This is a genomic window from Acinetobacter calcoaceticus (assembly GCF_900520355.1).
GTDB classification, from domain to species: domain Bacteria; phylum Pseudomonadota; class Gammaproteobacteria; order Pseudomonadales; family Moraxellaceae; genus Acinetobacter; species Acinetobacter calcoaceticus_C.
In genome coordinates, this window is record NZ_LS999521.1 from 3,304,271 (window position 1) to 3,329,787 (window position 25,517).

Sequence of the window (25,517 nt, forward strand, 5' to 3'; positions counted from 1 at the left end):
ACGAGTTCTGTTTGAAATTCGGATCAAAAACCACTATATTAGATAGTGAGTAATTGTCAGGAAAATATACCCTATATGAATTTAGAACCATCGCCCAGCGTGTCTAATTCTCACGATTTCGCAATGAATGCTTCAAGTAAAGACGTACAAGCTTGTCTCCAAGCAGTTCATGACGCTTTAATTGATGTAAAAGCAAAAGATATTCTCCAGTTAGATGTTAGCTCAATTAGCAATGTCTCTGATGCTATTGTAATTGCGAGCGGCACTTCTACTCGCCATGTCAAAGCACTCGCTGACAATGTTGCAGAAGAAGCTCGAAAAGCCGGTTTCCGCCCGATTGGTGTTGAAGGCGAACGAGATGCAGAATGGATCTTAATTGATCTCGGCTTTGTTGTAGTACATGTGATGCTACCAACAGCTCGTAAATTTTATGATTTAGAAAGCTTATGGCGTACCACTCCAGAGTCGGTTGCTTAAAATTTTGCTTTTAAAAAAAGCGGCTCTTTTGAGCCGCTTTTTTGTTTATCTGACAGTCGTCAGCCACCTTTAAATTTGACATGACAAATTGTCAGATTTGCAGCAATATACACTTTCTTGAAGTCCCTACCAATAAATAGCATAACCGGAGTACAGAAAGTGAAGATATTAATTACGGGCGCCAACACTGGTATTGGTTTCGCCACAGCAGAACAACTGGTTAAACAAGGGCAACATGTTATTTTAGCTTGCCGAAATCCAGAAAAAGCACAAGCTGCACAAAACAAATTACGTGCTCTTAACCAAGGACAAGTCGATTTAATTTCTCTCGATTTAAACAGTCTTGAATTAACTCAAAAAGCTGCTAATGAGATTGCCGACCGCTATGGTAGCCTTGATGTACTCATTAACAATGCAGGGTTATTTGCCAAAACCAAACAGTTAACTGCCGATGGTTTCGAGCAGCAATTTGGTGTGAATTATTTAGGCCATTTTTTACTAACTCAAAAACTACTTCCAGTTTTACAACAATCCCCTAAAGCACGGATTATTCATCTCGCTTCTATTGCACATTGGGTTGGCTCAATTAAACCAAACAAATTTCGTGCAGAAGGTTTTTACAATCCCCTGTTCTATTATGGGCAATCGAAACTTGCAAATTTATTATTCAGCAATGCTTTAGCAGAACAACTAGCAGGTAGTTCAATCACCAATAATGCGTTGCATCCTGGCGGTGTCGCTTCTGATATTTATCGTGACTTACCAAAACCTGTTTACGCTGCCATGAAATTAGGTTTAGTTCCCACTTCAGTTCCAGCAAATCTTATTACAGAAATGGCAACCGGAGATGCATGGCAGAACCGTAACGGCGAATATGTCAGTGCGCATATGCCAGACTGGAGATCTTCACATGCTAAAAACCAGCAACTGGCACGTGATCTCTATCAAAAATCTATGGATCTTGTAGAAAAATTTCTTTAAAAAAAAATAAACCTAAATAAAAAGCCACCCGAGGGTGGCTTTTACAATCCTGTTTGAGATCAGATTAGTGACCGCCACCATTGATTGCTTTAGTCATATCTTCCACAACTTTCTTCGCATCACCAAAGATCATCATGGTTTTTTCATTGTAGAACAAATCGTTGTCTAGACCCGCGTAACCTGTTGCCATAGAACGCTTAATCACCATGATCGTACGTGCTTTATGTGCTTCAAGAATCGGCATACCATAAATCGGTGAAGTTGGATCATCTTTCGCAGCAGGGTTTACTACGTCGTTTGCACCAATGACAAGCACAACATCTGTTGCTGGGAAATCCGAGTTAATCTCATCCATTTCCAAAATATCTTCATATGCTACGTCTGCTTCAGCAAGCAATACGTTCATATGACCAGGCATACGGCCAGCAACTGGATGGATCGCAAAACGAACGCGAACACCTTGCTCTTTTAGAATTTCACACAATTCTTTTACAGCATTTTGTGCACGACCTTGCGCCATACCATAACCCGGTACAATCACAACGCTATCTGCATTTGACATCAAGAAACCGGCATCATCAGCAGAACCTGAACGATGGTTACGTTGAACTTGTTCACCTTTAGCAGCTGTAGCAACCGCTGCACCACCCATTGCACCACCAAACAATACATTGATGATTGAGCGGTTCATTGCTTTACACATAATGTACGACAGAATCGCACCAGATGAACCTACGAGAGAACCCGCAACGATCAACATATTATTTTCAAGGGTAAAACCAATACCTGCTGCCGCCCAACCCGAGAATGAGTTAAGAAGCGATACCACTACAGGCATATCACCACCACCAACTGGTGCAATCCATACCCAGCCAAATGCAAGTGCAAGTGCTGTCATTGCCCAGAATGCGGTCATGTTACCAGTGGTAAAGAAGTAGAAACCACAAGCCAACATCGCAATAAAGATAAGCGCTTGAACCGGTTTAACCCATGCACCAGAAATCGTTTTTGCCCATTTTTTTGCAGCCAATTTACCGTATGCAAACACAGATGCAGTAAAGGTAATCGCACCAACAAAACAACCAACGAACAATTCAAATAAATGAACACTGCTCATGTGTACATGTTGCACACCAGCCGCAGTTAAAGCTGCCTCATTTTGAGCAAACAATTCAGTGAGTTGGTTGTTATGCAAAATTGCAGCGATTGCAATGAGAACAGCAGCCAAACCAACTAAAGAGTGCATCAACGCCACAGTTTCAGGCATTTGAGTCATTGGTACAGTACGAGCACGTGCAATACCTACGATTGCACCCAACACCATTGCGCCAACAATCATCCAAATGACTGGATTATTGGCAACAAAGAAGGTCGTAACTACAGCAATCGCCATCGCGATCATACCGTAACGGTTACCTTGAATTGCTGTTTTAGGGCCAGACAAGCCACGAAGCGTCAAGATAAAGAGGATTGCGCCAACAAGGTACAACCAGTTTGCGTTTGCTTGAATAAATTCCATGTCAAAGCCCTCTTATTTCTTTTGCTTAGGCTTGAACATTTCCAGCATGCGTGCAGTTACTGCAAAGCCACCGAAAATATTAATGCTTGCCAAAAATACTGCAATCGCACCCAGTACGCTCACCACATTCACACTTTGAAATGCAACGTTAGCATCTACACCCAAAATAGGCAGACCCACAGTTTGCAACATCGCACCTACCACAATAATAGATGACAACGCATTGGTTACAGCCATAAGTGGCGTATGTAAAGCTGGTGTAACACCCCAAACTACGTAATAACCTACGAAGATGGCAAGGACGAAAATTGTAATAGTTTCAACCATGAGAAATCTCCTTAACCACGCTTAAGCAGTACTTGACCGCCATGAGTGACCAATAGGGCTTTTTGGATTTCGTCTTCCAGATTAATCGCAAAGTTTTTCTCTTTGTCGAATAAAGTTTCTACGAAATTGAATACGTTACGCGCATATAGTGCGGAAGCTTCTGTCGCTACAGTTGCCGGAATATTTGGAACACCCAAAATTTTCACGCCATTTTCTGTAAACACAGTCTCGCCCACTTTAGAGCCTTCAACGTTACCACCAGTTTCAACAGCCATATCAAGAATGACAGAACCCGGTTTCATCTTGGCAACAGTTTCAGCCTTAATCAGACGTGGTGCATCACGACCCGGCAACAATGCAGTAGTAATCACGATGTCCGCGTTAGAAACAGCCTTATCAACAATCGCGGCTTGGTCTTTGATGTATTGCTCACCTGGCATCCATCCATAACCATTTTTAGCGGCATCTGCTGCGCGTTGTTTTTCTTCTTCAGACATTGGTACGTCTAACCACTTACCGCCTAAAGACTCAACCTGATCTTTTGCTGTAGGACGCAAATCAGTCGCTTCAACAATTGCACCTAAACGTTTTGCTGTTGCAATTGCCTGAAGGCCCGCAACACCCACCCCCATAATCACAACACGAGCAGGTTTTACAGTACCGGCAGCAGTCATAAGCATTGGGAACATACGTTGATATTCAGCAGCAGCAAGCAAAACTGATTTATAACCAGAAAGGTTTGCCTGAGAAGACAATACATCCATGTTTTGTGCACGAGAAAGCGTACGAGGAAGCAATTCCAATGCAAAAGCAGAAACTTGCTGATTCGCAAACTGATCTAGTTCGGTATTACGATAAGGATCAAACATTGCCACAACAGCAGTATTTGCTGGAAGTTTTTGAATTTCTTCGCCTTGTGGCGCACGAACTTTCAAAATAATTTGACTACCCGTATAGGCATCATCCGTAATGGTTGCACCGACCTGTTCATAAGCACTGTCAATGTACGCAGCCTTTACACCAGCACCACGTTCAATCACAACGCTATGACCAGCGCTAATCAACTTCTTTACTGTCTCTGGCGTAGCAGCTACACGATTTTCACCGACGACAGTTTCGGTTGGGATTCCGATTTGCATGAGCATTCCTCAAGCTAATTTCTCATTGTCAAAAACATTGCAACCTGCAATGTTTCCCCCATGTGTATTCTTTGTACAGAATTTGGATTCTAATTGAACTTTTTTAAAATACCACCCAATATTTATTTAATAAATACCCATATTTTGAACTGATGATTCACGATATTTGATTTAAGGTGTAATATAGGAAGCTTTTTCTTTTTTTGCAGACAATAGTCTCTCTTATACAGTCTTGTATATGAAAATTTCTTTATCTTCGTTTCAAATCGGGTCTTTTTTTGCTCTTTGCTCTGCTTTTCTATTCAGTACAAAAGCAATCTTTATTAAACAGACTTATGCCCTTTCTCCACTAGTAGATGCTACAGTCCTGATGGCTTTACGCATGTTAAGCGCTTTACCGTTCTTTCTACTAATCTGTTGGTTTAACAGGCATCATAATCAGGGCATAAAAAAGAAGGATTGGCTAATTTTAATTTTTGCCGGTCTATTAGGCTACTATTTTGCCAGCTGGCTCGATTTTATGGGTCTGATGTTTATTAGTGCTTCTCTAGAACGAATTATTCTATTTTTATATCCCACTCTTACTGTCATAGTCTCAAGTCTGCTCTACAAACAAAAATTAGATGCAAAAAGTTTATTTGCCATTTTCCTTAGTTATGGTGGAACTGTGTTGGTCATGCTTCAAGAGCACAACAACGCACCAATTCAGGGCAACTTCTGGCTAGGTACAAGTTTAGTATTTGCAGGTGCGGTCGCTTTTGCGGGCTACTTATTACTAACCCCACCATTAATTAAGAAATTTGGTTCTTGGAATTTCACGGGTTTAGCATTAACTGTGGCTTGTATTGGTACATTAACGCACTATGTATTAAGCACACCTCACCCAATTCAACTTCTATTACAACTGCCCTCTAGTGTGATTTGGTACGGCATCGGACTCGGTTTTTTGGTAACAGTTTTACCTACCGTTATGCTTATGCAAAGTATTGAGCGACTTGGCGCCTCTCAATCTGCCATGATTGCTTCAATCGGGCCGGTTTTAACTATTTTGCTCGCGGTTACTTTTTTAAATGAAAATTTAAATATGTGGCAATGGGTAGGCTGTATTTTAAATATTGCAGGTGTGATGATAATTACACTCAGAAAGAAAAGATTAAAATACTAATTTCCCTTGACCTCAACTTAAGTTGAGGTTGGATACTCATCTAAATTTTACTGAACGGTTGAGTTCCATGAATCAAGAAACTTTTAAAATAATAAATCCATCAACTTTATACGACCCTACTCCCAATGCTTATAGTCATGTTGCTGTGGTAGAAAATTTTAAAAAGATTATTCATATTGCTGGTCAAGGAGGGGAAAATCCAAAAGGCGAATTAAGCCCAAACTTTGAAGAACAAGTTTCTCAAGCTATTGATAATATTAAATATGCTTTAATTGCTGCCAATGCAGAGCTTAGCAACATTGCCGTCTTAAGAGTTTTAGTTGTTGACCATTCGGTCGAAAAACATCAAATTTTGATTAAAATTATGCAAAATTTATGGAAAAATCATCTTTTTCCAGCCTGTACACTCATTCCTGTACCACGCCTTGCATTAGAGCATATGCTCATTGAAGTCGAAGCAACCGCATACACCTAATAAAATCGAGAGAACATCATGTCTACCCCTGAAGATATCAGTCAAAATAAACCTTTGCTTTGGTTGATGGCAGCAGCATGTGGTTTATGTGCAGGTGTGAATTATTATTGCCAGCCCCTTATTCACTCGATTCAACAAGACTTTGCCGTGACTCAAGCACAAGCAGCCTTAACAGTGACATTTGCTCAGGTATCTTACGCCCTCGGTTTACTTTTTATTGTTCCGATGGGTGATATCGTCAATAAAGCCAAGGCTATTCCTTTTTTAATGGTGCTTTGTGCAGTTGGCCTATTTACTTCTGCTTTTGCTGTTAACTTACCCATGCTATGGATCGGTACAATTTTAGCGGGTTTGTTTTCGGTTGCAGCTCAAGTGCTTATTCCACTTGCCACAATGACAGTAAAACCTGAAAAAACTGGCGAAATCATAGGTTTTTTAATGAGCGGCTTATTGGTCGGGATTTTACTCTCTACCAGCCTTGCAGGTTTATTTTCTAATTTCTTTCATTGGAAAGTCGTTTATGTAGTAAGCGGCATATTAATGTTGCTGTTGGCCTACACACTCAAAAGCCGTCTCCCTTATGTTTTGCGCATGAAAATGAATTATGGGCAAATCTTTCTCTCAATGGGTCAGCTTTTAAAACAGGAAAAACGACTATTACTAAGAGCACTTACAGGAGCTTTCGCCTTCGCATCTGTGAGTATTTTATATTCCACCATCGCATTACTCCTCACCTCAGCACATCATTTACCTGATCTGTTTATTGGACTAGTACCTTTAGTCGGTATCTTTGGTGCCTTATCAACCCGTTATATTGGTAAATATGCTGATCAGGGACGTACCACGCTACTCACATGGATGGGCTGTGGTTTATTCCTGTTAAGTTGGCTCTGTTTTTATTATGGACAAAGTTTGCTTGCAAGTTATGTTGCTGGTTTTGCCATAATTCAGTTGGCATTAGCTTTGGTACACACTAGCAATCAGAGCATTATTTTCCGTTTACGACCAGATGCTAAATCTCGTATTAATGCCATCTATATGACCACATATTTTATTGGTGGTGCTGGCGGTTCCGCTTTAGGAATTTTTGCATGGAACCGTGGTGGATGGACCATGACTTGCCTTGCTGGTATTGGGTTGGTTGTGCTTTGTATTTTGTTTAGCTTGTTTGATGCGTTCTTACAAAAAAGTAAATTGCCCCTTAAGTAAGTAACTCGTTATAAATCATCTCTCTATATTTAACATAAGGGCGGTTATAAATTACTCGGTTAAATGCCTCTGTCGATTCAAGCGTAAACCCCGTATAATGCTGCCCTTTCATTAATTTAGCGACTTTTGGGTCTCTTGGTTATGCAATCACTTCAATCGTTACAACCTCGTATTTCTGTCGCTCCAATCATGGATTGGATCGCATAAAAAATTTTATTTAAATATCATTCCTTTACTTAAATTAAAAGTGTGAAATTGGCGTAATACTTTTAAACTAGAATATTTTAAAAGTTTTATAAAAAATTGAAAAATTCTCATATTCCAAAAGAATGAGGCTTAATATTTTCAAGTAATACATATTTATTAACGTTTGCTACCTCATTTAATTCTTCATTAAAATCAATAAACTTTTTAAGAATTTTATAATGGTGGTGCTGTAACTCTAGATAGACCTAAGTTTTGTAATCCAATTTTAATATAGTTTTTTGTACTATATCCAAGATAAATTGACCAATTATATTTAGCATTATCTTCTTCTAAGATATAAGTTAAATATTTATAATTTAAATAATTTTCATAAATGAAAGTTAATATATTTTTTATATTACAAAGAAGATTATCAATAACAAAATTAACATGAGCTAAATCAGTACAATCAAACCTAACAGATAGCACTTTTTAAGTTTTTTATAGCCTCGCGTTGGTTATCAAAGTTTTGCATTACATCAGATTCAGATCTATCTTCAAATAATTCCTCATCTTCTAAATCCATTTCAAAAATAGCATTAGCAAAACCCTGATTTGACATACGATCCAAAACTTCCTGATAAAATCCTACGACTTTATTTTTTTCATCAATTTGCTTGGTTTGAACTAAGTATCCGGAAGCTTCTTTGAATCGGGTATTTAATATACAGGTTATGTACAAAGGCTAAAAAGTACATGGTAAAAATATCCAGCAAAAAGATAATCACTTTTTAACTTATAAAAGATATCTATTATGTACGTTTAGCAAAAGCTAGATAAACCTTTTTATCGCATTCATCTAGCAACTGTAAAAAAATTAAACTACTTTATAAAATAGGTAAAATGGATGGGACCATATCCTGAATTGTTTTGCCATTACATGTTTCGCCTAATGCAGACATTTTCCATGCACCATTGTGACGATAAACTTTAGCAATAATTAATGCTGTATAATTACCTTTTGCTGAAAGATTATATTTTGCAATTTCAACATTGGTTGTAGCGTCAACTACACGGCAAAAAGCATTTTCAACTTTTTCGAAAGTTTGTCCACGGAAACTACTGATTGTAAATACAATTGATTTCACTTGGCTAGGAACTTGAGTCAGATCCACATGGATTGCCTCATCATCACCCGCGCCATCACCAGTACGATTGTCACCAGAATGTTTAATACTGCCATCACGACTCTGTAATTGACCGAACCAAATGCTATCTAACGCTTTGTTATTTTCATCAAAAACAATTGCAGAGGCATCGAGATCAATCGAATCACCACCACCACCAAACATGCCAAGTAAACCGCCTTTTTTTGCGACATCCCAACCTGCACCAAGAAATATTTTAGTTAAAGATGAACCATCACCCTTTTCTAAAGAAATTTTTTGACCTTTTACTAAGCTAATGCCCATTTATAATTTCCTTCAGTTTGAATTTGAATGACCACGACCTAAAGCCGTAGCTAACCACTGTAAATAACTCGCACGATTACGTGAGCACACAATCACTTTGCCATGTCCACGGAACTTAATCACTAAACCTTCACCACTCGTAAAGCTATTGACGATATTGCCAACAAAACCACCGCCACCAGAACTCGGAATGCCAATATTATAATTTAATGATGCATCCCAAGCCGCAACATGACCATTATCGATGGTGACTTCACCTTGCTCTGGTGTAATATCCAGTTCGAGTAAAGTTCCACTGCCAGAAATACACACTTTACCCTGCCCACTGGTTTCCATAACCACAAAACCGCCTGTGCCCCCAAACAATGCACCGCCTATATTACTTTGCACTTTTGCTTTGATCATGGTGTGTTCGGTTGCTGCAACAAAAGAACCATCAGATAAAATATACTGTCGTTGACCCACATCAAGGATCTGCATATCACCATCTAAATTCGGTGATAATAGACACTCTCCTGCACCTCTCACGGCTTTAATTTGCTGTTGAAATAAAGACTCTCCAGAGGTAAATTTACGCATAAAAGCTTGAAAAATTCCGCCACGTAATTTACCGCCAACCTCAAGATTTTGTTCAACCATGACCATCGCATCAGATTCACAATAGATTGCTTCACCTTGCTGCATACTGACATGTAAAAAAGGTTCTGGGCTACCAACAAGACTAAATTCTGCCATTATATTTACCTATGCTCTCACGATATTTTTATTTTTTGCTTCTGCTAACCATATCGGAAATTCTTGAAGTAAAAAGTCATACAACATTGATTCAGAAATACTTTCAATATTATCTATTTTAAAGAAATTACAATTGTCTACCACGCTCCCCTCCATGGTATCTAATTTTTCTAACACACCGTAATTTTTGCCACCAATACCTACAAATTGCCAAAATATGGGTTGCAATGATGCCTCTTGTAAAATCTTTTTAATTTTTCTAGCTTCAGAAACACCACCATCAGAAATAAAAACAATATAGACCGGTAAATTGGATGGGCTTTCTTTGGTAAAATAATGTAAAACCTCTTCAAGAACGGCAGGCTCATTATTATAGCCAGCTCCTGCATTCCATTTTTTATAACCTCCTTGTTCTGAAGCTATATAGTTATTCAAATTATTCAGGCTTACATCATTTAAACGGAGTGCTTTTTCTGCAAATGCCCAGCACTCAAAGCTGCCATCGTCATCAAAATTGATTGCCAAAGGTATAATGCGATCCATAACTTTCTGCACATCACCACATTTATATTGTTGGCTCATTGAACCTGAATAATCCAATATCAACGCCACTCTTGCTTTTACCTCAAGTAATTTATTTTTTTCTAAACTAATCAGTGATTTTTTAGTGAGATCGAGCAAATGGGGTGCAAATTTTTCCACCTTATCTAAAATAACTTTTTTCTTTAAATCAATTTTAGACGCTGTAGGGGCAGGAGAAGAATTTTCAGCAACCTCCCCGCCAAAATGTTTCACTAATGCGGTTAATCCACCATTAAAACCTTGTCCGATAGCAGCCATGCGCCACAGATCATTTTTAAAGTAAATTTCAGTCAACATGACTGCTTTTTCTTGGCTAAAATTTGATGGATTTAATTGATAATTTGCCAATACTTCGCCTTGCTGATTTACAAGAGAAATTTGACCACTTTGAATATTTTGCATCGTTGCTTGATCATTTGCCACAGTTGCACAAATGACAAATCGGGGCGTTTGTGTCGCATTTATTTTACTTAAATCAAAAGTAAATAAATTCAAATTTTCTTGCTGAAGATATTGCACTTCACAGTGAGGCGTCTGCGGTTGATTATAAAAAGTCATATAATCATCATGGAAAAGCTGATCATTTTGTCCTACACCAAAACTGGATATATCGATATCAAATGCTGCTTTAAATTGCACACGTAAAGTAAATTTTTGATCATTTTGAATAACTTGATTAAGTGCTATTTTTTGTCCAGAAACTAACTGCATTTTTATTCTCTAATTTAGTACTTGAAAATAATTCAATATAAAATAGATTTATACCAATTACTTTCAAGTACTAAAAGATGACTCTTTTAGTACTTTAATTGATTCGCTTAAACTGCAACACCATAACTAGCAGCTAACGCACCCAGACCACCATTAAAGCCTTGACCAACGGCTTTGAATTTCCATTCGCCATTGTGGCGATATAACTCACCAAAAATCATCGCAACTTCAGTGCTACCGTCTTCAGACAAGTCGAAACGTGCCAACTCTTCTGCATTTGCATCTTGGTTAATCACACGGATATAGGCTTTATCGACCATACCGAAGTTTTGACCATTTTGCTGTCCTTCGTGGATCGTCACAGCAAATACAATTTTTGCAACTTCTTGAGGAACTTTAGATAGGTCTACAGAAATTGTTTCGTCATCACCCTCGCCATCGCCAGTACGGTTATCGCCTTTATGGTTAACCGATCCACATGGTGAAGTTTTTTGATTGAAGAAAATAAATTCACCATCTAAACGAACTTTACCATCCTCACCTGTTAAGAATGCGACAGCATCTAGATCGAATGCCTTACCATCAGTTGCACGTGGATTCCAACCTAAACCCAAGTCGACTTTATTCATCGTCGGAGCAGTTTTGGAAAGATTGATATTTCCGCCTTTTGATAAATTAATAGCCATTTTTGTTTCCTTAACTTTCGTTTATGAAGATTGTTGCTTTTTACTATATGAAATTGAAGAGATGACAGCCCAAACAATGAAGGCAACACCCACTAATCCGGTAATAACCTCTGGAATATGTAATCCTGTGCCGCTCGCCAACATAATCAACGCAAGTGCACCAATTGCATAATGCGCGCCATGTTCTAAATATACATAAGCATCAAGCGTACCTTTTTCAACCAGGTAAATGGTCATTGAACGGACAAACATCGCACCGATGGCAAGACCCAGCATTATAATTACCACATCACTGGTAATTGCAAAAGCACCGATTACACCATCGAAACTAAAAGAGGCATCTAATACTTCTAAATATAAGAAACCACCAATACCGCCTTTGACAATCGTACCTGTTGCAGTGGCACTATTTGATTTTTCAGATTCATCATCATTGCTACTGCCTTCTAATAGATGGCCAATGACTTTCACTCCCACATAGACGACAATACCCCAAACACCAGCCATCATCACAACTAAACGTGATGCATCAGGGATGTAGCTTGCTAAAATAAGTAGCACAACCAATGAAATGAAAACTGAAATCGCTTGAATATTACCTAAATCTGCTAATCTTGATTCAAGCCAATGAAACCAATGTTCATCTTTTTCATCATCAAACAAGAAATTCAGAAATACCAATAATAAGAACATGCCACCAAATGCTGCGATTTCAGCATGATGGGTCATCAGTTTTTCTGAATAAGTTGTGGGGTCATTTAATGCTAATTTAGCGACTTCAATCATGCTCATATCGGCGGTGACACCGACAATAAGCAACGGGAAAATGAGTCGCATACCAAAAACAGCAACGATAATACCCACGGTTAAAAACAGGGTTCGCCAAAATTGGTTCCAATGTTTCAGTACAGAGGCATTGACGACTGCATTATCAAAGGAGAGTGATACCTCCATAACCGCTAAAATTGCAGTAATAGCCAATACTTTAAACATTGCCATTAAACCGGCTTGGGGGCCATGGGTTAACCCCCAATATGCCGAAATGGCCAAGCAGATAATGCTAAAGATGATCGAAAAACGGAAGTGTTTCATTTTTCACCTAAGAATAGAGTTTAAATACTAATGCCATATTGACGGCACATAGCACTTAAACCACCGTTATAACCTTGACCTACAGCTCTGAACTTCCATTCACCGTTATGACGATATAACTCGCCAAAAATCATCGCTGTTTCTGTTGAATAATCTTCATTTAAGTCAAAACGTACAATTTCAACATTCGTTTGATCATTAACGACGCGAATAAATGCATTTTGCACTTGTCCAAAATTTTGACCACGGCTTTCTGCATCATGAATGGTAACGGTAATGGCAATTTTTTGCACTTCAGCAGGCACTTTCGCTAAATCAATCTTAACTGCCTCATCATCACCATCACCCGCGCCCGTACGGTTATCACCGGTATGTTCTACAGAACCTTCTGGAGAGCGCGTTTGGTTATAAAAAATAAAATCTGTTTCACCACGAACTTTGTCATTTGCAGCCAATAAAAATGCCGAGGCATCCAAGTCAAAATCTACGCCATCAGTGGCCCGAGCATCCCAACCTAAGCCAATCAAAACTTGGTTAAGTGATGGATCTGTTTTGCTTAAAGATAGATTTCCACCTTTATTTAATGAAATCGCCATAATTTTCCCTCTTCTTTATTACATGTAAATTAAATGGATAGTGTTAATCTTTTGAGCCTTTGGTCCAACGAAAACCAAAACCATAAAACTGATCTAAGGTTTTTTGACCTTCAAAATAACGTACTTCTCGATTGGCTTGAATTTCGCCATTTATATTTTTTAATTCTACAATTGCACAGGTATTTAATTGATTACCTTCAGTTAAACGTACCTCAATTTCAGGTTGATCTGGAAGACGAATGGTCACTATCCCATCTGTTGCTGCCCACTGTGCTGCACCTTCATAAATATAGGTATAGATGACAATGCGCTCAATACGATCCCATTGATTACCATTAATATGTAAATTTTCACCATTTAGAGATGCACCTGTACGATCATCTGCATCTAATTTGATATAAGGCAGTTGGTCAAAATGACCGAATCGGTTTCCAAGGGGTTGGACTAAATCAATACTGCCATCTTTAAACTGTACCATCGCCCCTAAATCTAGGTCGATTGAATTAGAGCGAGTTAATTTTTGGAAAAAGGATTCTGATTTAGCTGTGGATTTATTCCAGTTTAAATTCACCGAAATTTTGCCAAAGCCTGCGCCTTTTTTAGTTAAATTAATTCTAGAATTATTTTTATCTAACTTAATTTTTGACAAATTAAGATTCGACTTTGTCGGTGTCGGTGTCGGTGTCGGTGTCGGTGTCGGTGTCGGTGTCGGTGTCGGTGGAATGTTACTTTGAGTTTCTTCAATCACGACACCAAAATTTTCAGCCAAAGGTTTCAAGCCCCCATTAAAGCCTTGATCAATAAATCTAAATTTCCATTTATCATTATGTTTATACACTTCTGCCAAAATTAATGCTTTTTCTGTTTTAGACTGGGTCTGAATCAATGCATTAGCGATGGTTTGAGTACCGGATAAAAGTTCAATATGGATGGGAGATATCCGACTAAAATTATTTGGTTCATTAATTGTTGCACATAAAGTAACTTTTTGAATTTGTGGATCAAGTAATGCGGTATTAATCTTAAATTTAGTTAAATATGGATTATTAGAATTAGATTGAGTCAGCACCACACTTTGATTGCGTGTTTGAGTTTGCCCATAGAAAATCATATCCTGATCACCTCGCACTTTTTGCGTACTTTGTGCTAAAAGATATGCAGTACAATCAACCTCTACTTGATTAAGAATACTAGTTTTTATTAATATCTCGACCACTTCAGATGCTAAAGCAATGTTTCCACCCGCAATAAGTTGCATACGACCCTCTTACAATATTGTAATATTTCATTTAATAAATTAAGTATATGAATATAAAAAAATATCTTAAAAATTATTTTATTTGCCCTATATTGTTTTAACATAGGCAGATTCAAGCGGCAAGTGCAACAATATAAAAACCCGTTCCACATCACTGAGCGTATACCAACCCAATGACTTTCTAGGATAATTATTCATTTATTACATGAAAAATTTTATATATTTCATGTAGAATGGAAGCATAAATTTATAATTGTTATTAAAGAAAATTGAGAACAACTCTACTGTGAAATCGCACTACAATATATGGATTGCTGAAAGCTACTCCTGTCAAAACGACATTATTCAATTATTAAAACGCTCAAATTTATCTGCCCATCTGACGATTTTTTGTTCTCATAGTAAACAACGTCCAGAATTAAAGCTCTGCGCAGATTATTTTTTTCAACAACCCCCCGTTGAATACAGTGCAAATTGGCTTTTAGAACAATGTAAAGTGCATTCCATTCAACTACTGTTTTGTGGAAAACATAGTCAATTTATTGAAAAATTTCGTGAAGAATTTGCTCGGCATGATATTCAACTAGTGACAGGTGCCACTGGTGTAGCGCAGCATGAAAACATGAACAATAAATTCCTATTTGGAGAAATTTGTGAAGCTTTAAACTTACCGAATATTCCTGCTGCGAAAGTGGATCATGTTGTTGGATTAAAGCAAGCAATTGCTGATTATCAAAAAAAATATTCACATATTTGTGCAAAACCCGTGTACGGCGTATATGGTTCTGGTTTTGTTCAACTGCGAGATGAAGTTACATATTTTAAGCAATTTCAACTCAATACGCAGTGTAATACGCAACAATTTATAGAAGCCTATGCTCAATTAGATCAACCTATTGAGTATTTGATTATGCCGTTTTTAACGGGGCAAGAATGTTCCGTCGATATTGCCTGTAGCCATGGGCGAATTTTAGCCTTAGTGACCCGAGTCAAATTTAAATTTTATCAGCAATGCTATATCGAGCATCCTTGTCATGAAATCTGCAAAATTCTGGTGCCACATTTCCAATGTGATGGATTGATCAATATTCAATTTAAACAAGACGATCTGGGGGTATGGCATATTTTAGAAATTAACCCGCGTCCCGCAGGTGGTTTTGCCTATACACAACATACTGGAATTAATTTAATTGCAGAACTGATGGCTGAAAAATTGCAATTGACACTGCAACATACTGACTTCGTTCCCGTCGTTCAAGTTTTACCCATTACACAAAGTTTCAAAATGGATTATACACATTGATAAAACATATTGATTTAAGTCGTGGTCGTATTAGTGTGACTGTGAATCAGCATCATCCACAATGGAAATTGGATGATCTGCTCAGTTTTGCAGAAAGAATTAACCCTAAACGTGCATTCTTATTTGTTTCCAAAATTCTTGGAAAACATATCCCCGTTGCACCATCCGCGATGCAAAGAAGTTATCAAGATCTTGCTGCGATCATTCCCAAAGATCTGCCCTATCCCATTAGTGTGATTGGTATGGCAGAGACCGCCGTAGGTTTAGGGGCAGGTGTTTATCGTGAACTGAAACAAGATTTTGGACAAAATGCCATCTTTTTAACCACCACGCGACATCCTGTTGAAACCTTACCGACCTTAGGCTTGTTTTTAGAAGAACATAGTCATGCACAAGATCAGTTTATTTTATCCAGTCATGATCCACTTAAGCATCAGCATGTGATTGCATCGAAAACGCTTATTTTAATTGATGATGAAATTTCAACAGGAAAGACCTTTAGAAATTTAATCTTGAGCCTGAAAAAATCGGGTTTACAACAGGTTGAGCGGATTATTTTGGTGACCTTGGTCAATTGGGCGGAACAACATTTAGTCACTGATGACTTAGGGATTCCAGTTGAAGTGGTGTCATTATTACATGGCCATTGGCAATGGCAGCAGAACCAGCAACCTATAGACATTGACATGCCCGATGTCAGCTCAACCCAGCAGCAAGCTCAAAAAATTATTGCCCCTCATGATTGGGGACGCGAACCGACCTTTCTAAATTGTAGCGCTTGGAAAAATATTCAACCACCTTTGCCCCATGAAAAAATCTTGGTCTTAGGTTCGGGTGAATTTAGTTGGATTCCATTTCTAATTGCCGAGCAATTAGAGCAGCAAGGGGCTGAAGTTTATTACAGCTCAACCACACGCTCTCCCATCAAGCAAGGTCATGCCGTTGAAAGTATTTGTGCATTTAAAGATAATTATGGACTAAATATTAATAACTATGCCTATAACGTTAAACATCAACAGTTTGATCGAGTTTTATTGGTCATTGAAACAGCTCAAGATAGCGTCGATCCTGTCCTGTTTGAACAAATAAAAAATCTGGAAATTATTAGTTATGAATCCTAAGCCGTTAATTTTTGTTGACTTAGATGACACGCTGTTTCAAACAAATCGTAAAAGTCCTCCGACACCATTACATAAAATTGCAACGCTAGATCAATTTGGTGAGCCTCTGTCTTATATGCTTCCCAAACAGCAAATTTTTGTGAATTGGTTGTTGGCATCTGCTGATGTTATTCCTGTGACTGCACGCTCAGTTGCAGGCTTGCAGCGGGTACATCTTCCTTTTCTGCATGGTGCGGTATGTTCACATGGTGGAACTATTTTAGCGGCAGATCAACAGGTTGATCAGGAATGGCTTGAAATCCAGCATAAGGCGGCAGCTGAACTGGATGAGTTACTGACTAAGTTACCAGCGCTATTGCTCGATTATGCCAAACCATTTGGTTCAATCCGCACTTGGACGATGCAAGAAAATGGTGGGAAAATTTATACTGTTGCCAAGCAAAATGATCCTGTGCCTTTATTTCTGCACCAAATGATTGAACACTTACCTGCTGAAGTACTTGAACACTGCTATGTCCATATCAATGGCAATAATTTAGCCATTCTTCCCAAATTTGTGTCTAAACAAAAAGCAGTTGAGTTTTTTATCAATAAATATGACCCAAATCGTGAACGTGCCATTTTAGGTTGGGGCGACAGTTTGTCTGATGCAGGCTTTTTAGGCTGCTGTGATTGGTTTGGTATGCCTAAAAATAGTCAGTTAGATAAATTTTTAGTACAAAATCTAGCACAAGATCATCAGGCAAAAGGATATTTAGGACATGTATAAAAACCATGCGTTAGCATCTAGTCTTCAAACACTGGGGTTCCATGGCTCTTATCGACCTGAAGATGTGACCTTCTTGCTCAATATTGATGAAATAGACCCCACACCCGTAGCTGAAAAAGAGTATCTGATTCAATCTGGGAAAAAACACTATTCACAAATGATTAGTGTTGAACATCCACCTTCAGATGAACAAATGCGACATTTTGAATACGCTTTTGAGCAAGGTGCTGAACGTCTGGCAAGTGATGTGCAGAAGATTGGTAACTCACTGATGGTTCGATTTCCCAAGCAACCGATTATTTTAGTTAGCTTGGTTCGCGCTGGCATCCCTTTAGGTGTACTCCTTAAACACTATATTCACAAGCATCAGGATTGTGAGCATTACGGGATTAGTATTATCCGTGATCGCGGTATTGATTTTGCAGCATTGCAGGCGATTATCGAACAACACGGCGCGGAAAATATTGTTTTTGTCGATGGCTGGACGGGTAAGGGTGCAATTTGTCGAGAATTGACCCAAAATTTGGCAGATTATCCCGCATTATTTGATGCAGGGTGGGAGGTTCCTCGCCTTGTGACCTTAGCCGATTTAGGTGGTTATTCGTGGTTAAGTGCCAGTTGTGAAGATTGGCTGATTCCGTTTGGTATGCTAGGTTCCGTGATCTCAGGCTTAACCTCACGGACTATTTTAAAAGATACGATTGATTTCGATCTGGCAAAGAAAAATTGCTACGATCCGAAGAATTGGCATAGCTGTTTAATCTATCAACATCTGGCTCAGTATGATATTTCAGTCGAGTTTATCGACAAAATATTAAATCTTATTCAACAGCATCCGCATAGCGATTTGGCAAATTGGAATAATCACATTCGACTCAAACAACAAAAAATTTGTTTAAATACCATTGACTGGATCTTTGAGACCTATACAGTTAAAAATATTAATCATATTAAGCCTAGTATTGCAGAAGCCACGCGTGCCGTATTAAGACGCGTTCCTGAAAAAATATTAATCCGTGATCCATCCAATCCACATGTACAATTACTGCTGCATTTTGCCAAAGAACGGAATATTGCCGTAGATATTTTAGGTGCCAAGTTAGGCCCATATCATGCAGTGACTCTGATAAAAAAAGTCGAGAAAAATAAATGAAACAACTGCAACATGCGATTGAGCTGGGTGCAACTATGTACATTCCTGCAACCCATGAGCAATTATGGGAAGTGACTGAAGGCATTAAATTTCCAATACTAAAATCGATTGCGGTCTGTTTAGAAGATGCCGTGTTGGAAAAAGACGTGCAAACAGCCATGGTCAATTTAAAGCATTTATTACAAAAACGTTTAGAGCAGCCAAACTTAAAGGCGCCTGCGATATTTATTCGCCCTAGAAATATTGAAATGGCGAAACATATTGTCGATTGGGACTTAAATCACACCTATAGTGGCATGATTTTACCCAAGTTTACGCTGCACGATTTAAAGCAGTGGATGGACATTTTGCCACCCAATATCAACCTGATGCCGACGCTTGAAACCAAAGAAATTTTTGATATGGGCCATAATATGGAGCTTAATCAAGCACTCAAATATGACTTTCATAAAACCCTATGTCTAAGAATTGGCGGTAATGACCTGTTGTCCTGTTTACATTTACGTCGCCCTAAAAACAGTACGATTTACCAAACTCCAGTGGGCATGTTAATTGCACAATTGGCAGGCTTATTTATTCCAGCGGGCTTTCAACTCAGTTCACCTGTATGTGAACATATTGACCGCACGCAATTGCTGATGGATGAATTATGCCAAGATATGAATAACGGCATTTATACCAAAACGGCCATTCATCCCTCACAAATTGAATATATTCATCGCGCCTTGCAAATCAATAGCGAAGAATTTCATGAAGCACAGCAAATTTTATCGCAAGATGCGAAAAGTGTATTTAAAAGCCACGGTTCCATGTTAGAACCAGCGACACATCGCAATTGGGCAGAGATGATTTTATTACGCTATAAAACTTTTGGTTTATCTAAACCTCAGGCCTCAAGCCAAGAAAAATTCATGCTCAATACATTCTCACTTTAACTATTTTAATACCAAATTTTATTGCACAAACATGAAGAAATTGAATTTCTCCTATACTAGCCAAATTTAAGATATAACTCGGGTATAGGGTCAGTCTAATTTAGTAAACTTACTGAATATAGCAATTCGAGCGTGTACATTACCTGACTTAATTCTAAAAAATTTTTGCTATTAACTTGCCTACTGAAATTGGGTAAAAACTATTTTTCGATTTTCTCAAGGAGAGGACTCAAAAATCCAAATACTTGAAACTCTAAGAAATAGAGCTATTATTCTCCCAGCTAATTTACTATTAAAAATTAAATCAGTAATAAAGGGCATCAATCGACGCCCTTTATTCAATTCAAAGCCCTAACACTCTCCTGCAACCCTTGCTGAATTTGATTCAATCTAGGCATGTCTATTTAAAAATCGCTCTTTTTACCACATTGCTTATGTTGAGCTAGAATTTAATATTGCCACATGTCTTATAGTCATTTTCAGGACCACGAATTTAATTTAAGACTTTAAAATAAAAGGAAAAAACATGAATCCAGTTCTTAAGATATCAGACTATGTTTTCATGCAGTTTAGAACATCAATACCAACATTAAAGAAAGTGGGTGAAATTTACTATCCTCACCTAAGTAAAGCTAAATTGCTTGAAAAGGCTAGAAAAATGGAGTTCCCCTTTGTATGTTATAAACTTGATGAAAGCCAAAAATTACCATATTTAGTTGATATTATTGACTTAGCATTTATCCTTAAACAACGTTATCAAGCGATAAGAGTTGAAGCCTTTATGAAAGGAACTCTAGCAAATTATCAAGGCTAAGCGTCTCCTTTCTTCGCTTAACAGATACATATCGCTCCAAACTCCCCCATGAATCATGCAAACTTACTTTCTGAATTTCAGGTATCGTAAAACTTTGTTCTACAAGTCTCCTACAGCCTTCATGTCTTAAATCATGAAAATGTAAATCTTCAATTCCCAGTATTTTACATGCTTCACGAAACTCTTTTCCTATGCTTTTTAGGTTCAAAGGCAATAAGAGCTATTTATCATACCCTAATCGCAGCATACAACTTCGCACTTCATTATCTAATAAATATGCTCAATTATTGTTTTTACGTGGCTCCAAAACATAAAAAGACTTGTGATTACCTTTAGAACTACTCAGATTTTTCAAATCATAGACTTTCCATGAAGAGTTGTAAGAATCATAATCTTGCCGCCATAAACGTGTTAACTCTGCTTCTTCCATGCCCCACATAACAGATGCATGAGATAGAACACCTCTAATATGTAAAAGCTCATACTGCTGTGTACTTGCAATTGGTTCTAAGCCAAGATTCGGCACACCTCTCCGTCTTAGAGCAACATGCTCAGTCAAATGTATTGAATGTATTTTTGTGATAATATTGCGCGCGATTGGCAACTTCTTAATTAAGAGTAGAGCACATAGCGTTTCGTTGTTCCGTATTCGCTCCCAACTTCATCCAAGTATTTATCTATGGCATCTGACAAAGCTAGATCAATCAGTTGTTCTTTGCCAAGTAAAATTTCTGGATTTTCTTGGATCTCAACTTCTCTTTTTTAAGACAGTTTTCTGCCACTTTTTTGAATGAAATGTTTTGCTTTCAGAGTAAGCTGGATAACCTTTTTTGTTGATCCGGATAGTAGCTCGGTAACTAACACTTCCATCTGCACTTTTTCTGGCAGTAATTGACCCATAAACTATTTTTTCCATTATGGTGTAAACGCAAACAGATTAACGCAGCTAAACATGAGTTCCCTCAGATTCAAACAAGTTACAAAACACTGATTAAAGGTATGATTTTTAATGACTCTTAACAAAACCATTGAAACTATTAAATCTCCAAGAATCAGTGTCGCCCCAATGATGGATTGGACAACGAAGGATTATCGATTCTTTGCGCGCTTGTTTAACCCAAACGTTGTGCTATATACAGAAATGGTCACTACAGGCGCCATTCTTTTTGGTGATGCAAAACGTCATCTAGACTATAGCGCTCAAGAACACCCTATCGTATTACAGTTGGGCGGTTCAAACCCGCAAGAGCTTGCGACCTGCACAAAAATGGCCGAAGACTGGGGTTACGATGAAGTCAACCTCAATGTAGGCTGCCCTAGCGACCGTGTACAGAACAATAAAATCGGTGCTTGCCTAATGGCAGAACCAGATTTGGTTGCTGAATGCATTCATACCATGCAAAAAGCAGTAAACATTCCGGTAACAGTAAAACACCGTATCGGGATTGATGACATGCACTCTTATGAAGAGATGCTTCATTTTGTAGATACAGTTGCTGCAACAGGTTGCACTCATTTTGTAGTGCATGCTCGCATTGCTATTTTGAAAGGCCTGTCACCAAAAGAAAACCGTGAAGTTCCACCTTTACGCTACGAAGATGTTTACCGTTTAAAACAAGAGCGCCCACACCTCACCATTGAAATTAACGGCGGGATTAAAACGTTTGCTGAAACTCAAACACATTTACAGCACGTGGATGGTGTCATGATTGGCCGTGAAGCCTATCACAACCCATACTTACTCGCGGAAATGGGTCAGCTTTGGAATTTAGATGCTCCAGATCGATTCGAGATTATGGAACAAATGCTACCTTATATTGAACAGCGTATGGCTGAAGGTGCTCCACTCTCCATCATTACACGCCATATTTTAGGATTATTCCAAAATTTACCGGGTGCTCGTAAATGGCGTCAGGCGCTAAGTGGCGGAAATGCAAAAACTTTAGCTGATGTAGAACAGGCTATTTGCAACATGCAATCAGCTTTAATTCGTACTGAGGAATATTTAAAAGAACATCAGGCTTAAGCATGTGATGGCTTCTTAAATTGTAAGAAAATGTGGCATTTTAAATCAGGGACTTAGATTTTGAGTATATTCGCAATGACTGAATTAAATTATTCAAATTTAAGCTCTGATTAATTATTTTTAAATAATAATATCAACAACTTAAGTTGAGTTGTTTTTATGTTTCATTTTAACGAATATCTTCTTACCTCTAAGCAATAATATTTGGGAAAAAGATACGTTATTACATAACACAAACAAAACTTTTAAGGTACGCCTATTAGTATCTCTGAACGCCACAGGTAGGTGGTGATTTTTTAAATATGGATATAGATAGTACGGTAGAGATTTCACGATGATTATTTATGACGGACAAGTAGCTGATAATTATATGTATCAGGACTCAAATCAGGCAGCCATTGTTGTATCCCACAGCACCCCAAGCCTCCCTTATCCTTTCACCATGAAGCCCAATAATCATCAAACTGAAACTTCAGATACTCCAGCAATAGATGTTGATAAATTTGTAGCTAAATTAGAAAGTATTACTTCAAGACGTAGCAAAGCCCGTTGTGCACGTAGTATTCGCCTTGCTCTCGAATCTGCTGGTGCAGATATTAGGAATCACCCCATTGCAGCTTCGGACTGGGGAGATACTCTCAAAAAGATTGGCTACAAACAGATAAATCCATCATTTGATGAACCACAAGAAGGCGACATCTATATCATCCACAGAACTCGTAACCACGTATATGGACATATTGCTGGATATACAGGAAGTGAATGGGTCTCTGACTTCAAACAAAATAGCTATGATGTTTATAAAGACGATAGCGTTACTTATACTTATTATAGATTAGCTGCCTAATCAATTTTCTAAGATTGAAACGTTTGATGAATGAGTTCGGCACAATGCTGAATAATTTCATCGTTCTCTTTTCTATAGACTAAAACCACCTCTGAAAATAATAGATGATCTGCCAACGATAACAATTTTACATTGGCAGGTAAAATCTGCTCAAACTCTTCAGGAACAATACTTACCCCTAAATTTGCAGCCACAAGCTGTAATTGTGAAATTTTGCGTGACTGAATCGCAGCCTTCTGAGGTGTAAACCCAGCAGCTAAACATAGATTTGAAACAAAATAGCTTAAACCACCTCTTTTAGAATGTGGTGTAGAAACGAAATATTCATCTTTTAAGTCTTTAACTTGAATCTCTTGTTTATTTGCAAACTTAGCATGATCAATATGCACAGCCACCATTAAGGGTTCTTCATATAACTTAAGAACATTAATCTCATCTAATGTGTGCCGAACCGGAGGCCTGATCAAACCAATATCAATTTCACCATTCATTAAAGCTAAAATTTGATGCTCTGATGACAAGGTGTTTATCTCAAAATTGATCTCTTGGGTTAAGCTCACTTCTTTTAATATCTGAACCTTTTTATCATCCATAACAATACTGCTCGAGTGAGCAATCTTAATCTGGCGGTTTCTCCCTTCCGAAACACCTTTAGAAAGATCAATAATTTCATTTAAGTAGTGTAGGTTATCTTTTATTTTCTTATAAAAGACTTCACCAGCTGCTGTAAGTTTTACTTTTTTGTCAGTACGATTAAACAACTGAAACTCAATCTCTTCTTCTAATAGCTTAATTTGTCGACTTAAAGCTGACTGAGCAATAAAGAGTTTTTCTGAAGCAGCCGTAAAACTGCCTTCTTCAACAATTTTTATGAAATATTGAAATTGTTTTAAAGTGAGCATTTCCATCTCAAAATTAGATCATTAAGTCTATTTTCTATATTAGATTAGATACTTTTGCTTCGCTAGACTTTTATCAAAGCCCTTCACTTGTTGAATTATTCATGAAGTATTTAAAAAGTTTCGCCATATTCACTGTCATTATTTTAATTTTATGGTGCTTTAAATTTTATGATCAGCAGCTTCCAACACAGCCTAAACACGACACAATAGAGTTATATGATTAAAAAAGAAAAAGACATGCCCAAACATAAAAGCATGCCTTTTTATATTTAAATTAAGCTTTCTTTAAATCGAGTTTCTTTAAAACTTCAGCTACAGCAATCATGGCAAAACTTGAAGTCACCACTACTGCGGAACCATAACCACCACAGCGCAACCCAGCCGATGGGCAAACATCTGCATTAGAAAATGGATTGTCGATTGAGTAAACACAAGTAATTCCAAATTTCTCTTTTGGCTTTTTACAGATGCCTCGAGCGCGAAGCTGACTACGTAGCTTTGCCAACATTGGGTCTTGTTCTGTTTTTGATAAATCAGCCACGCGAATTTTAAGAGGATCAAGCTTGCCACCCGCCCCACCAGACACAATCAAAGGAATTTTGTTAAAACGGCAATGCAGCATTAAAGCCAACTTCGCTTTAACGTCATCAATACAGTCTAGAACAATGTCCGGTACGGGATTTAAAAGCTCTACAACATTCTCAGGTGTTAAGAAGTCATCAATAATATTTACTCTAATGCGCGGGTTAATCTGGCGACAACGCTCCGCCATAATCTCAACTTTTTCACAGCCCAGCGTTGATGTCATTGCAGGTAACTGACGATTTACATTTGATGCTGCTACCACGTCCATATCTACCAACGTGATCTCGCCAATACCTGTACGTGCTAAAGCTTCAACCGCCCAACTGCCGACGCCACCAATACCAATCACCATCACATGACTTTTTTCATAGTGCTGGAACGATGAATCACCATAAACTTTGGCTACACCTGCAAAACGACGTTCATATTCATCTTGTTGGAGATCGGTCATT

General features: G+C 38.0%; 27 protein-coding genes and 1 pseudogene. 14 read left to right on the forward strand and 14 right to left on the reverse strand.

Features of this window, described 5'->3' with window-relative positions; translation table 11 throughout:
• The first annotated feature begins 75 nt into the window (after nucleotides 1-75).
• A complete protein-coding gene (gene rsfS / locus AC2117_RS15820) occupies nucleotides 76-477 on the forward strand; it encodes a ribosome silencing factor (protein ID WP_042894943.1) in 402 nt (133 codons plus the stop codon).
• A 159-nt stretch (nucleotides 478-636) separates the two neighbouring features.
• Entirely contained in the window at nucleotides 637-1,458 is an 822-nt protein-coding gene (locus tag AC2117_RS15825; RefSeq protein ID WP_133975354.1) for an SDR family NAD(P)-dependent oxidoreductase, read from the forward strand.
• 64 nt (nucleotides 1,459-1,522) lie between these two features.
• On the opposite strand, the gene AC2117_RS15830 is transcribed toward AC2117_RS15825, so the two are convergent.
• The 3 genes from AC2117_RS15830 to AC2117_RS15840 are packed head-to-tail and all read right to left on the reverse strand — an operon-like array spanning nucleotide 1,523 to nucleotide 4,443.
• On the reverse strand, nucleotides 1,523-2,977 hold the full coding sequence (locus tag AC2117_RS15830; RefSeq protein ID WP_017391250.1) for an NAD(P)(+) transhydrogenase (Re/Si-specific) subunit beta: 1,455 nt from the start codon (nucleotides 2,975-2,977) through the stop codon (nucleotides 1,523-1,525).
• 12 nt (nucleotides 2,978-2,989) lie between these two features.
• Nucleotides 2,990-3,304 (reverse strand): proton-translocating transhydrogenase family protein, encoded by a 315-nt coding sequence (locus tag AC2117_RS15835; RefSeq protein WP_003654992.1) that lies wholly within the window; start codon nucleotides 3,302-3,304, stop codon nucleotides 2,990-2,992.
• An 11-nt stretch (nucleotides 3,305-3,315) separates the two neighbouring features.
• Nucleotides 3,316-4,443, reverse strand: a complete 1,128-nt coding sequence (locus AC2117_RS15840; protein WP_133975356.1) for a Re/Si-specific NAD(P)(+) transhydrogenase subunit alpha — start codon at nucleotides 4,441-4,443, stop codon at nucleotides 3,316-3,318.
• 238 nt (nucleotides 4,444-4,681) lie between these two features.
• Between AC2117_RS15840 and AC2117_RS15845 the strand changes: the two genes are divergently transcribed.
• From AC2117_RS15845 to AC2117_RS15855, 3 genes are all read left to right on the forward strand, one after another.
• Nucleotides 4,682-5,608: a DMT family transporter gene (locus AC2117_RS15845; protein ID WP_133975357.1), complete on the forward strand. Its 927-nt coding sequence runs from the start codon at nucleotides 4,682-4,684 to the stop codon at nucleotides 5,606-5,608.
• Between the two features lie 67 nt (nucleotides 5,609-5,675).
• Nucleotides 5,676-6,083: a RidA family protein gene (locus AC2117_RS15850; RefSeq protein WP_133975359.1), complete on the forward strand. Its 408-nt coding sequence runs from the start codon at nucleotides 5,676-5,678 to the stop codon at nucleotides 6,081-6,083.
• A gap of 18 nt (nucleotides 6,084-6,101) precedes the next feature.
• Nucleotides 6,102-7,292 carry an MFS transporter gene (locus AC2117_RS15855; protein ID WP_133975361.1) on the forward strand — a complete coding sequence of 397 codons (1,191 nt, stop codon included), beginning with the start codon at nucleotides 6,102-6,104 and terminating at the stop codon, nucleotides 7,290-7,292.
• A 661-nt stretch (nucleotides 7,293-7,953) separates the two neighbouring features.
• On the opposite strand, the gene AC2117_RS18900 is transcribed toward AC2117_RS15855, so the two are convergent.
• From AC2117_RS18900 to AC2117_RS15890, 8 genes are all read right to left on the reverse strand, one after another.
• A complete protein-coding gene (locus AC2117_RS18900; protein WP_171459073.1) occupies nucleotides 7,954-8,100 on the reverse strand; it encodes a hypothetical protein in 147 nt (48 codons plus the stop codon).
• Nucleotides 8,101-8,365: 265 nt separating this feature from the next.
• The gene (locus AC2117_RS15860; protein WP_004649611.1) at nucleotides 8,366-8,950 is read right to left on the reverse strand and encodes a TerD family protein; all 585 of its coding nucleotides are present in this window, start codon (nucleotides 8,948-8,950) and stop codon (nucleotides 8,366-8,368) included.
• A 12-nt stretch (nucleotides 8,951-8,962) separates the two neighbouring features.
• On the reverse strand, nucleotides 8,963-9,685 hold the full coding sequence (locus AC2117_RS15865) for a TIGR00266 family protein (protein ID WP_133975363.1): 723 nt from the start codon (nucleotides 9,683-9,685) through the stop codon (nucleotides 8,963-8,965).
• Nucleotides 9,686-9,694: 9 nt separating this feature from the next.
• A complete protein-coding gene (locus tag AC2117_RS15870) occupies nucleotides 9,695-10,978 on the reverse strand; it encodes a vWA domain-containing protein (protein ID WP_133975365.1) in 1,284 nt (427 codons plus the stop codon).
• A 107-nt stretch (nucleotides 10,979-11,085) separates the two neighbouring features.
• A complete protein-coding gene (locus tag AC2117_RS15875) occupies nucleotides 11,086-11,664 on the reverse strand; it encodes a TerD family protein (RefSeq protein ID WP_133975367.1) in 579 nt (192 codons plus the stop codon).
• Nucleotides 11,665-11,685: 21 nt separating this feature from the next.
• Nucleotides 11,686-12,756 (reverse strand): DUF475 domain-containing protein, encoded by a 1,071-nt coding sequence (locus tag AC2117_RS15880; protein ID WP_133975369.1) that lies wholly within the window; start codon nucleotides 12,754-12,756, stop codon nucleotides 11,686-11,688.
• A gap of 20 nt (nucleotides 12,757-12,776) precedes the next feature.
• Nucleotides 12,777-13,352: a TerD family protein gene (locus AC2117_RS15885; RefSeq protein WP_133975371.1), complete on the reverse strand. Its 576-nt coding sequence runs from the start codon at nucleotides 13,350-13,352 to the stop codon at nucleotides 12,777-12,779.
• 43 nt (nucleotides 13,353-13,395) lie between these two features.
• Entirely contained in the window at nucleotides 13,396-14,610 is a 1,215-nt protein-coding gene (locus AC2117_RS15890; protein WP_133975373.1) for a TerD family protein, read from the reverse strand.
• Between the two features lie 286 nt (nucleotides 14,611-14,896).
• Here AC2117_RS15890 and AC2117_RS15895 point away from each other — a divergent pair, with 286 nt between their 5' ends.
• The 6 genes from AC2117_RS15895 (at nucleotide 14,897) to AC2117_RS15920 (ending at nucleotide 20,705) form a co-directional block, all read left to right on the forward strand.
• A complete protein-coding gene (locus tag AC2117_RS15895; RefSeq protein WP_133975375.1) occupies nucleotides 14,897-15,913 on the forward strand; it encodes an ATP-grasp domain-containing protein in 1,017 nt (338 codons plus the stop codon).
• Nucleotides 15,910-17,034, forward strand: coding sequence for a phosphoribosyltransferase domain-containing protein (locus AC2117_RS15900; protein WP_227549210.1), 1,125 nt, complete (start codon nucleotides 15,910-15,912; stop codon nucleotides 17,032-17,034). The genes AC2117_RS15895 and AC2117_RS15900 overlap by 4 nt, the downstream gene beginning before the upstream one ends.
• Entirely contained in the window at nucleotides 17,024-17,803 is a 780-nt protein-coding gene (locus AC2117_RS15905; RefSeq protein WP_133975377.1) for an HAD family hydrolase, read from the forward strand. Before AC2117_RS15900 ends, AC2117_RS15905 begins: the two co-directional genes overlap by 11 nt.
• Nucleotides 17,796-18,956, forward strand: a complete 1,161-nt coding sequence (locus AC2117_RS15910) for a cysteine protease StiP domain-containing protein (RefSeq protein ID WP_133975379.1) — start codon at nucleotides 17,796-17,798, stop codon at nucleotides 18,954-18,956. The genes AC2117_RS15905 and AC2117_RS15910 overlap by 8 nt, the downstream gene beginning before the upstream one ends.
• Nucleotides 18,953-19,891, forward strand: coding sequence for an HpcH/HpaI aldolase/citrate lyase family protein (locus AC2117_RS15915; protein WP_133975381.1), 939 nt, complete (start codon nucleotides 18,953-18,955; stop codon nucleotides 19,889-19,891). Before AC2117_RS15910 ends, AC2117_RS15915 begins: the two co-directional genes overlap by 4 nt.
• Before the next feature lie 526 nt (nucleotides 19,892-20,417).
• Entirely contained in the window at nucleotides 20,418-20,705 is a 288-nt protein-coding gene (locus tag AC2117_RS15920; protein ID WP_133975383.1) for a pyocin activator PrtN family protein, read from the forward strand.
• Here AC2117_RS15920 and AC2117_RS15925 read toward each other — a convergent pair.
• A pseudogene (locus AC2117_RS15925) lies at nucleotides 20,671-21,621 on the reverse strand (tyrosine-type recombinase/integrase). The gene AC2117_RS15920 and the pseudogene AC2117_RS15925 overlap by 35 nt on opposite strands.
• Nucleotides 21,622-21,714: 93 nt before the next feature.
• Here AC2117_RS15925 and dusA point away from each other — a divergent pair.
• Both dusA and AC2117_RS15935 read left to right on the forward strand, forming a co-directional pair.
• Nucleotides 21,715-22,731 (forward strand): tRNA dihydrouridine(20/20a) synthase DusA, encoded by a 1,017-nt coding sequence (gene dusA, locus AC2117_RS15930; protein WP_413773094.1) that lies wholly within the window; start codon nucleotides 21,715-21,717, stop codon nucleotides 22,729-22,731.
• Nucleotides 22,732-23,065: 334 nt separating this feature from the next.
• Complete coding sequence (locus AC2117_RS15935; RefSeq protein ID WP_133975385.1) at nucleotides 23,066-23,578, forward strand: hypothetical protein; 513 nt, start codon at nucleotides 23,066-23,068, stop codon at nucleotides 23,576-23,578.
• Nucleotides 23,579-23,586: 8 nt separating this feature from the next.
• Here AC2117_RS15935 and AC2117_RS15940 read toward each other — a convergent pair whose 3' ends face one another.
• On the reverse strand, nucleotides 23,587-24,486 hold the full coding sequence (locus AC2117_RS15940) for a LysR family transcriptional regulator (RefSeq protein WP_133975386.1): 900 nt from the start codon (nucleotides 24,484-24,486) through the stop codon (nucleotides 23,587-23,589).
• Between the two features lie 95 nt (nucleotides 24,487-24,581).
• Here AC2117_RS15940 and AC2117_RS15945 point away from each other — a divergent pair, with 95 nt between their 5' ends.
• Nucleotides 24,582-24,704: a hypothetical protein gene (locus AC2117_RS15945; protein ID WP_133975388.1), complete on the forward strand. Its 123-nt coding sequence runs from the start codon at nucleotides 24,582-24,584 to the stop codon at nucleotides 24,702-24,704.
• A gap of 50 nt (nucleotides 24,705-24,754) precedes the next feature.
• Here AC2117_RS15945 and AC2117_RS15950 read toward each other — a convergent pair whose 3' ends face one another.
• Nucleotides 24,755-25,516: a ThiF family adenylyltransferase gene (locus AC2117_RS15950; RefSeq protein WP_133975390.1), complete on the reverse strand. Its 762-nt coding sequence runs from the start codon at nucleotides 25,514-25,516 to the stop codon at nucleotides 24,755-24,757.
• Nucleotide 25,517: the final 1 nt, after the last annotated feature.

Excerpts from the sequence above, each read along its gene's own strand:
- dusA (WP_413773094.1), top strand. The coding sequence starts at position 21,715 with ATGACTCTTAACAAAACCATTGAAACTATTAAATCTCCAAGAATCAGT.
- AC2117_RS15910 (WP_133975379.1), top strand. The coding sequence starts at position 17,796 with ATGTATAAAAACCATGCGTTAGCATCTAGTCTTCAAACACTGGGGTTC.
- AC2117_RS15935 (WP_133975385.1), top strand. The coding sequence starts at position 23,066 with ATGATTATTTATGACGGACAAGTAGCTGATAATTATATGTATCAGGAC.
- rsfS (WP_042894943.1), top strand. The coding sequence starts at position 76 with ATGAATTTAGAACCATCGCCCAGCGTGTCTAATTCTCACGATTTCGCA.
- AC2117_RS15875 (WP_133975367.1), bottom strand. The coding sequence starts at position 11,664 with ATGGCTATTAATTTATCAAAAGGCGGAAATATCAATCTTTCCAAAACT.
- AC2117_RS15885 (WP_133975371.1), bottom strand. The coding sequence starts at position 13,352 with ATGGCGATTTCATTAAATAAAGGTGGAAATCTATCTTTAAGCAAAACA.
- AC2117_RS15945 (WP_133975388.1), top strand. The coding sequence starts at position 24,582 with ATGAAGTATTTAAAAAGTTTCGCCATATTCACTGTCATTATTTTAATT.
- AC2117_RS15940 (WP_133975386.1), bottom strand. The coding sequence starts at position 24,486 with ATGGAAATGCTCACTTTAAAACAATTTCAATATTTCATAAAAATTGTT.
- AC2117_RS15870 (WP_133975365.1), bottom strand. The coding sequence starts at position 10,978 with ATGCAGTTAGTTTCTGGACAAAAAATAGCACTTAATCAAGTTATTCAA.
- AC2117_RS15890 (WP_133975373.1), bottom strand. The coding sequence starts at position 14,610 with ATGCAACTTATTGCGGGTGGAAACATTGCTTTAGCATCTGAAGTGGTC.
- AC2117_RS15880 (WP_133975369.1), bottom strand. The coding sequence starts at position 12,756 with ATGAAACACTTCCGTTTTTCGATCATCTTTAGCATTATCTGCTTGGCC.
- AC2117_RS15865 (WP_133975363.1), bottom strand. The coding sequence starts at position 9,685 with ATGGCAGAATTTAGTCTTGTTGGTAGCCCAGAACCTTTTTTACATGTC.
- AC2117_RS15845 (WP_133975357.1), top strand. The coding sequence starts at position 4,682 with ATGAAAATTTCTTTATCTTCGTTTCAAATCGGGTCTTTTTTTGCTCTT.
- AC2117_RS15905 (WP_133975377.1), top strand. The coding sequence starts at position 17,024 with ATGAATCCTAAGCCGTTAATTTTTGTTGACTTAGATGACACGCTGTTT.
- AC2117_RS15855 (WP_133975361.1), top strand. The coding sequence starts at position 6,102 with ATGTCTACCCCTGAAGATATCAGTCAAAATAAACCTTTGCTTTGGTTG.
- AC2117_RS15830 (WP_017391250.1), bottom strand. The coding sequence starts at position 2,977 with ATGGAATTTATTCAAGCAAACGCAAACTGGTTGTACCTTGTTGGCGCA.
- AC2117_RS15950 (WP_133975390.1), bottom strand. The coding sequence starts at position 25,516 with ATGACCGATCTCCAACAAGATGAATATGAACGTCGTTTTGCAGGTGTA.
- AC2117_RS15840 (WP_133975356.1), bottom strand. The coding sequence starts at position 4,443 with ATGCAAATCGGAATCCCAACCGAAACTGTCGTCGGTGAAAATCGTGTA.
- AC2117_RS15920 (WP_133975383.1), top strand. The coding sequence starts at position 20,418 with ATGAATCCAGTTCTTAAGATATCAGACTATGTTTTCATGCAGTTTAGA.
- AC2117_RS18900 (WP_171459073.1), bottom strand. The coding sequence starts at position 8,100 with ATGTCAAATCAGGGTTTTGCTAATGCTATTTTTGAAATGGATTTAGAA.
- AC2117_RS15915 (WP_133975381.1), top strand. The coding sequence starts at position 18,953 with ATGAAACAACTGCAACATGCGATTGAGCTGGGTGCAACTATGTACATT.
- AC2117_RS15835 (WP_003654992.1), bottom strand. The coding sequence starts at position 3,304 with ATGGTTGAAACTATTACAATTTTCGTCCTTGCCATCTTCGTAGGTTAT.
- AC2117_RS15860 (WP_004649611.1), bottom strand. The coding sequence starts at position 8,950 with ATGGGCATTAGCTTAGTAAAAGGTCAAAAAATTTCTTTAGAAAAGGGT.
- AC2117_RS15850 (WP_133975359.1), top strand. The coding sequence starts at position 5,676 with ATGAATCAAGAAACTTTTAAAATAATAAATCCATCAACTTTATACGAC.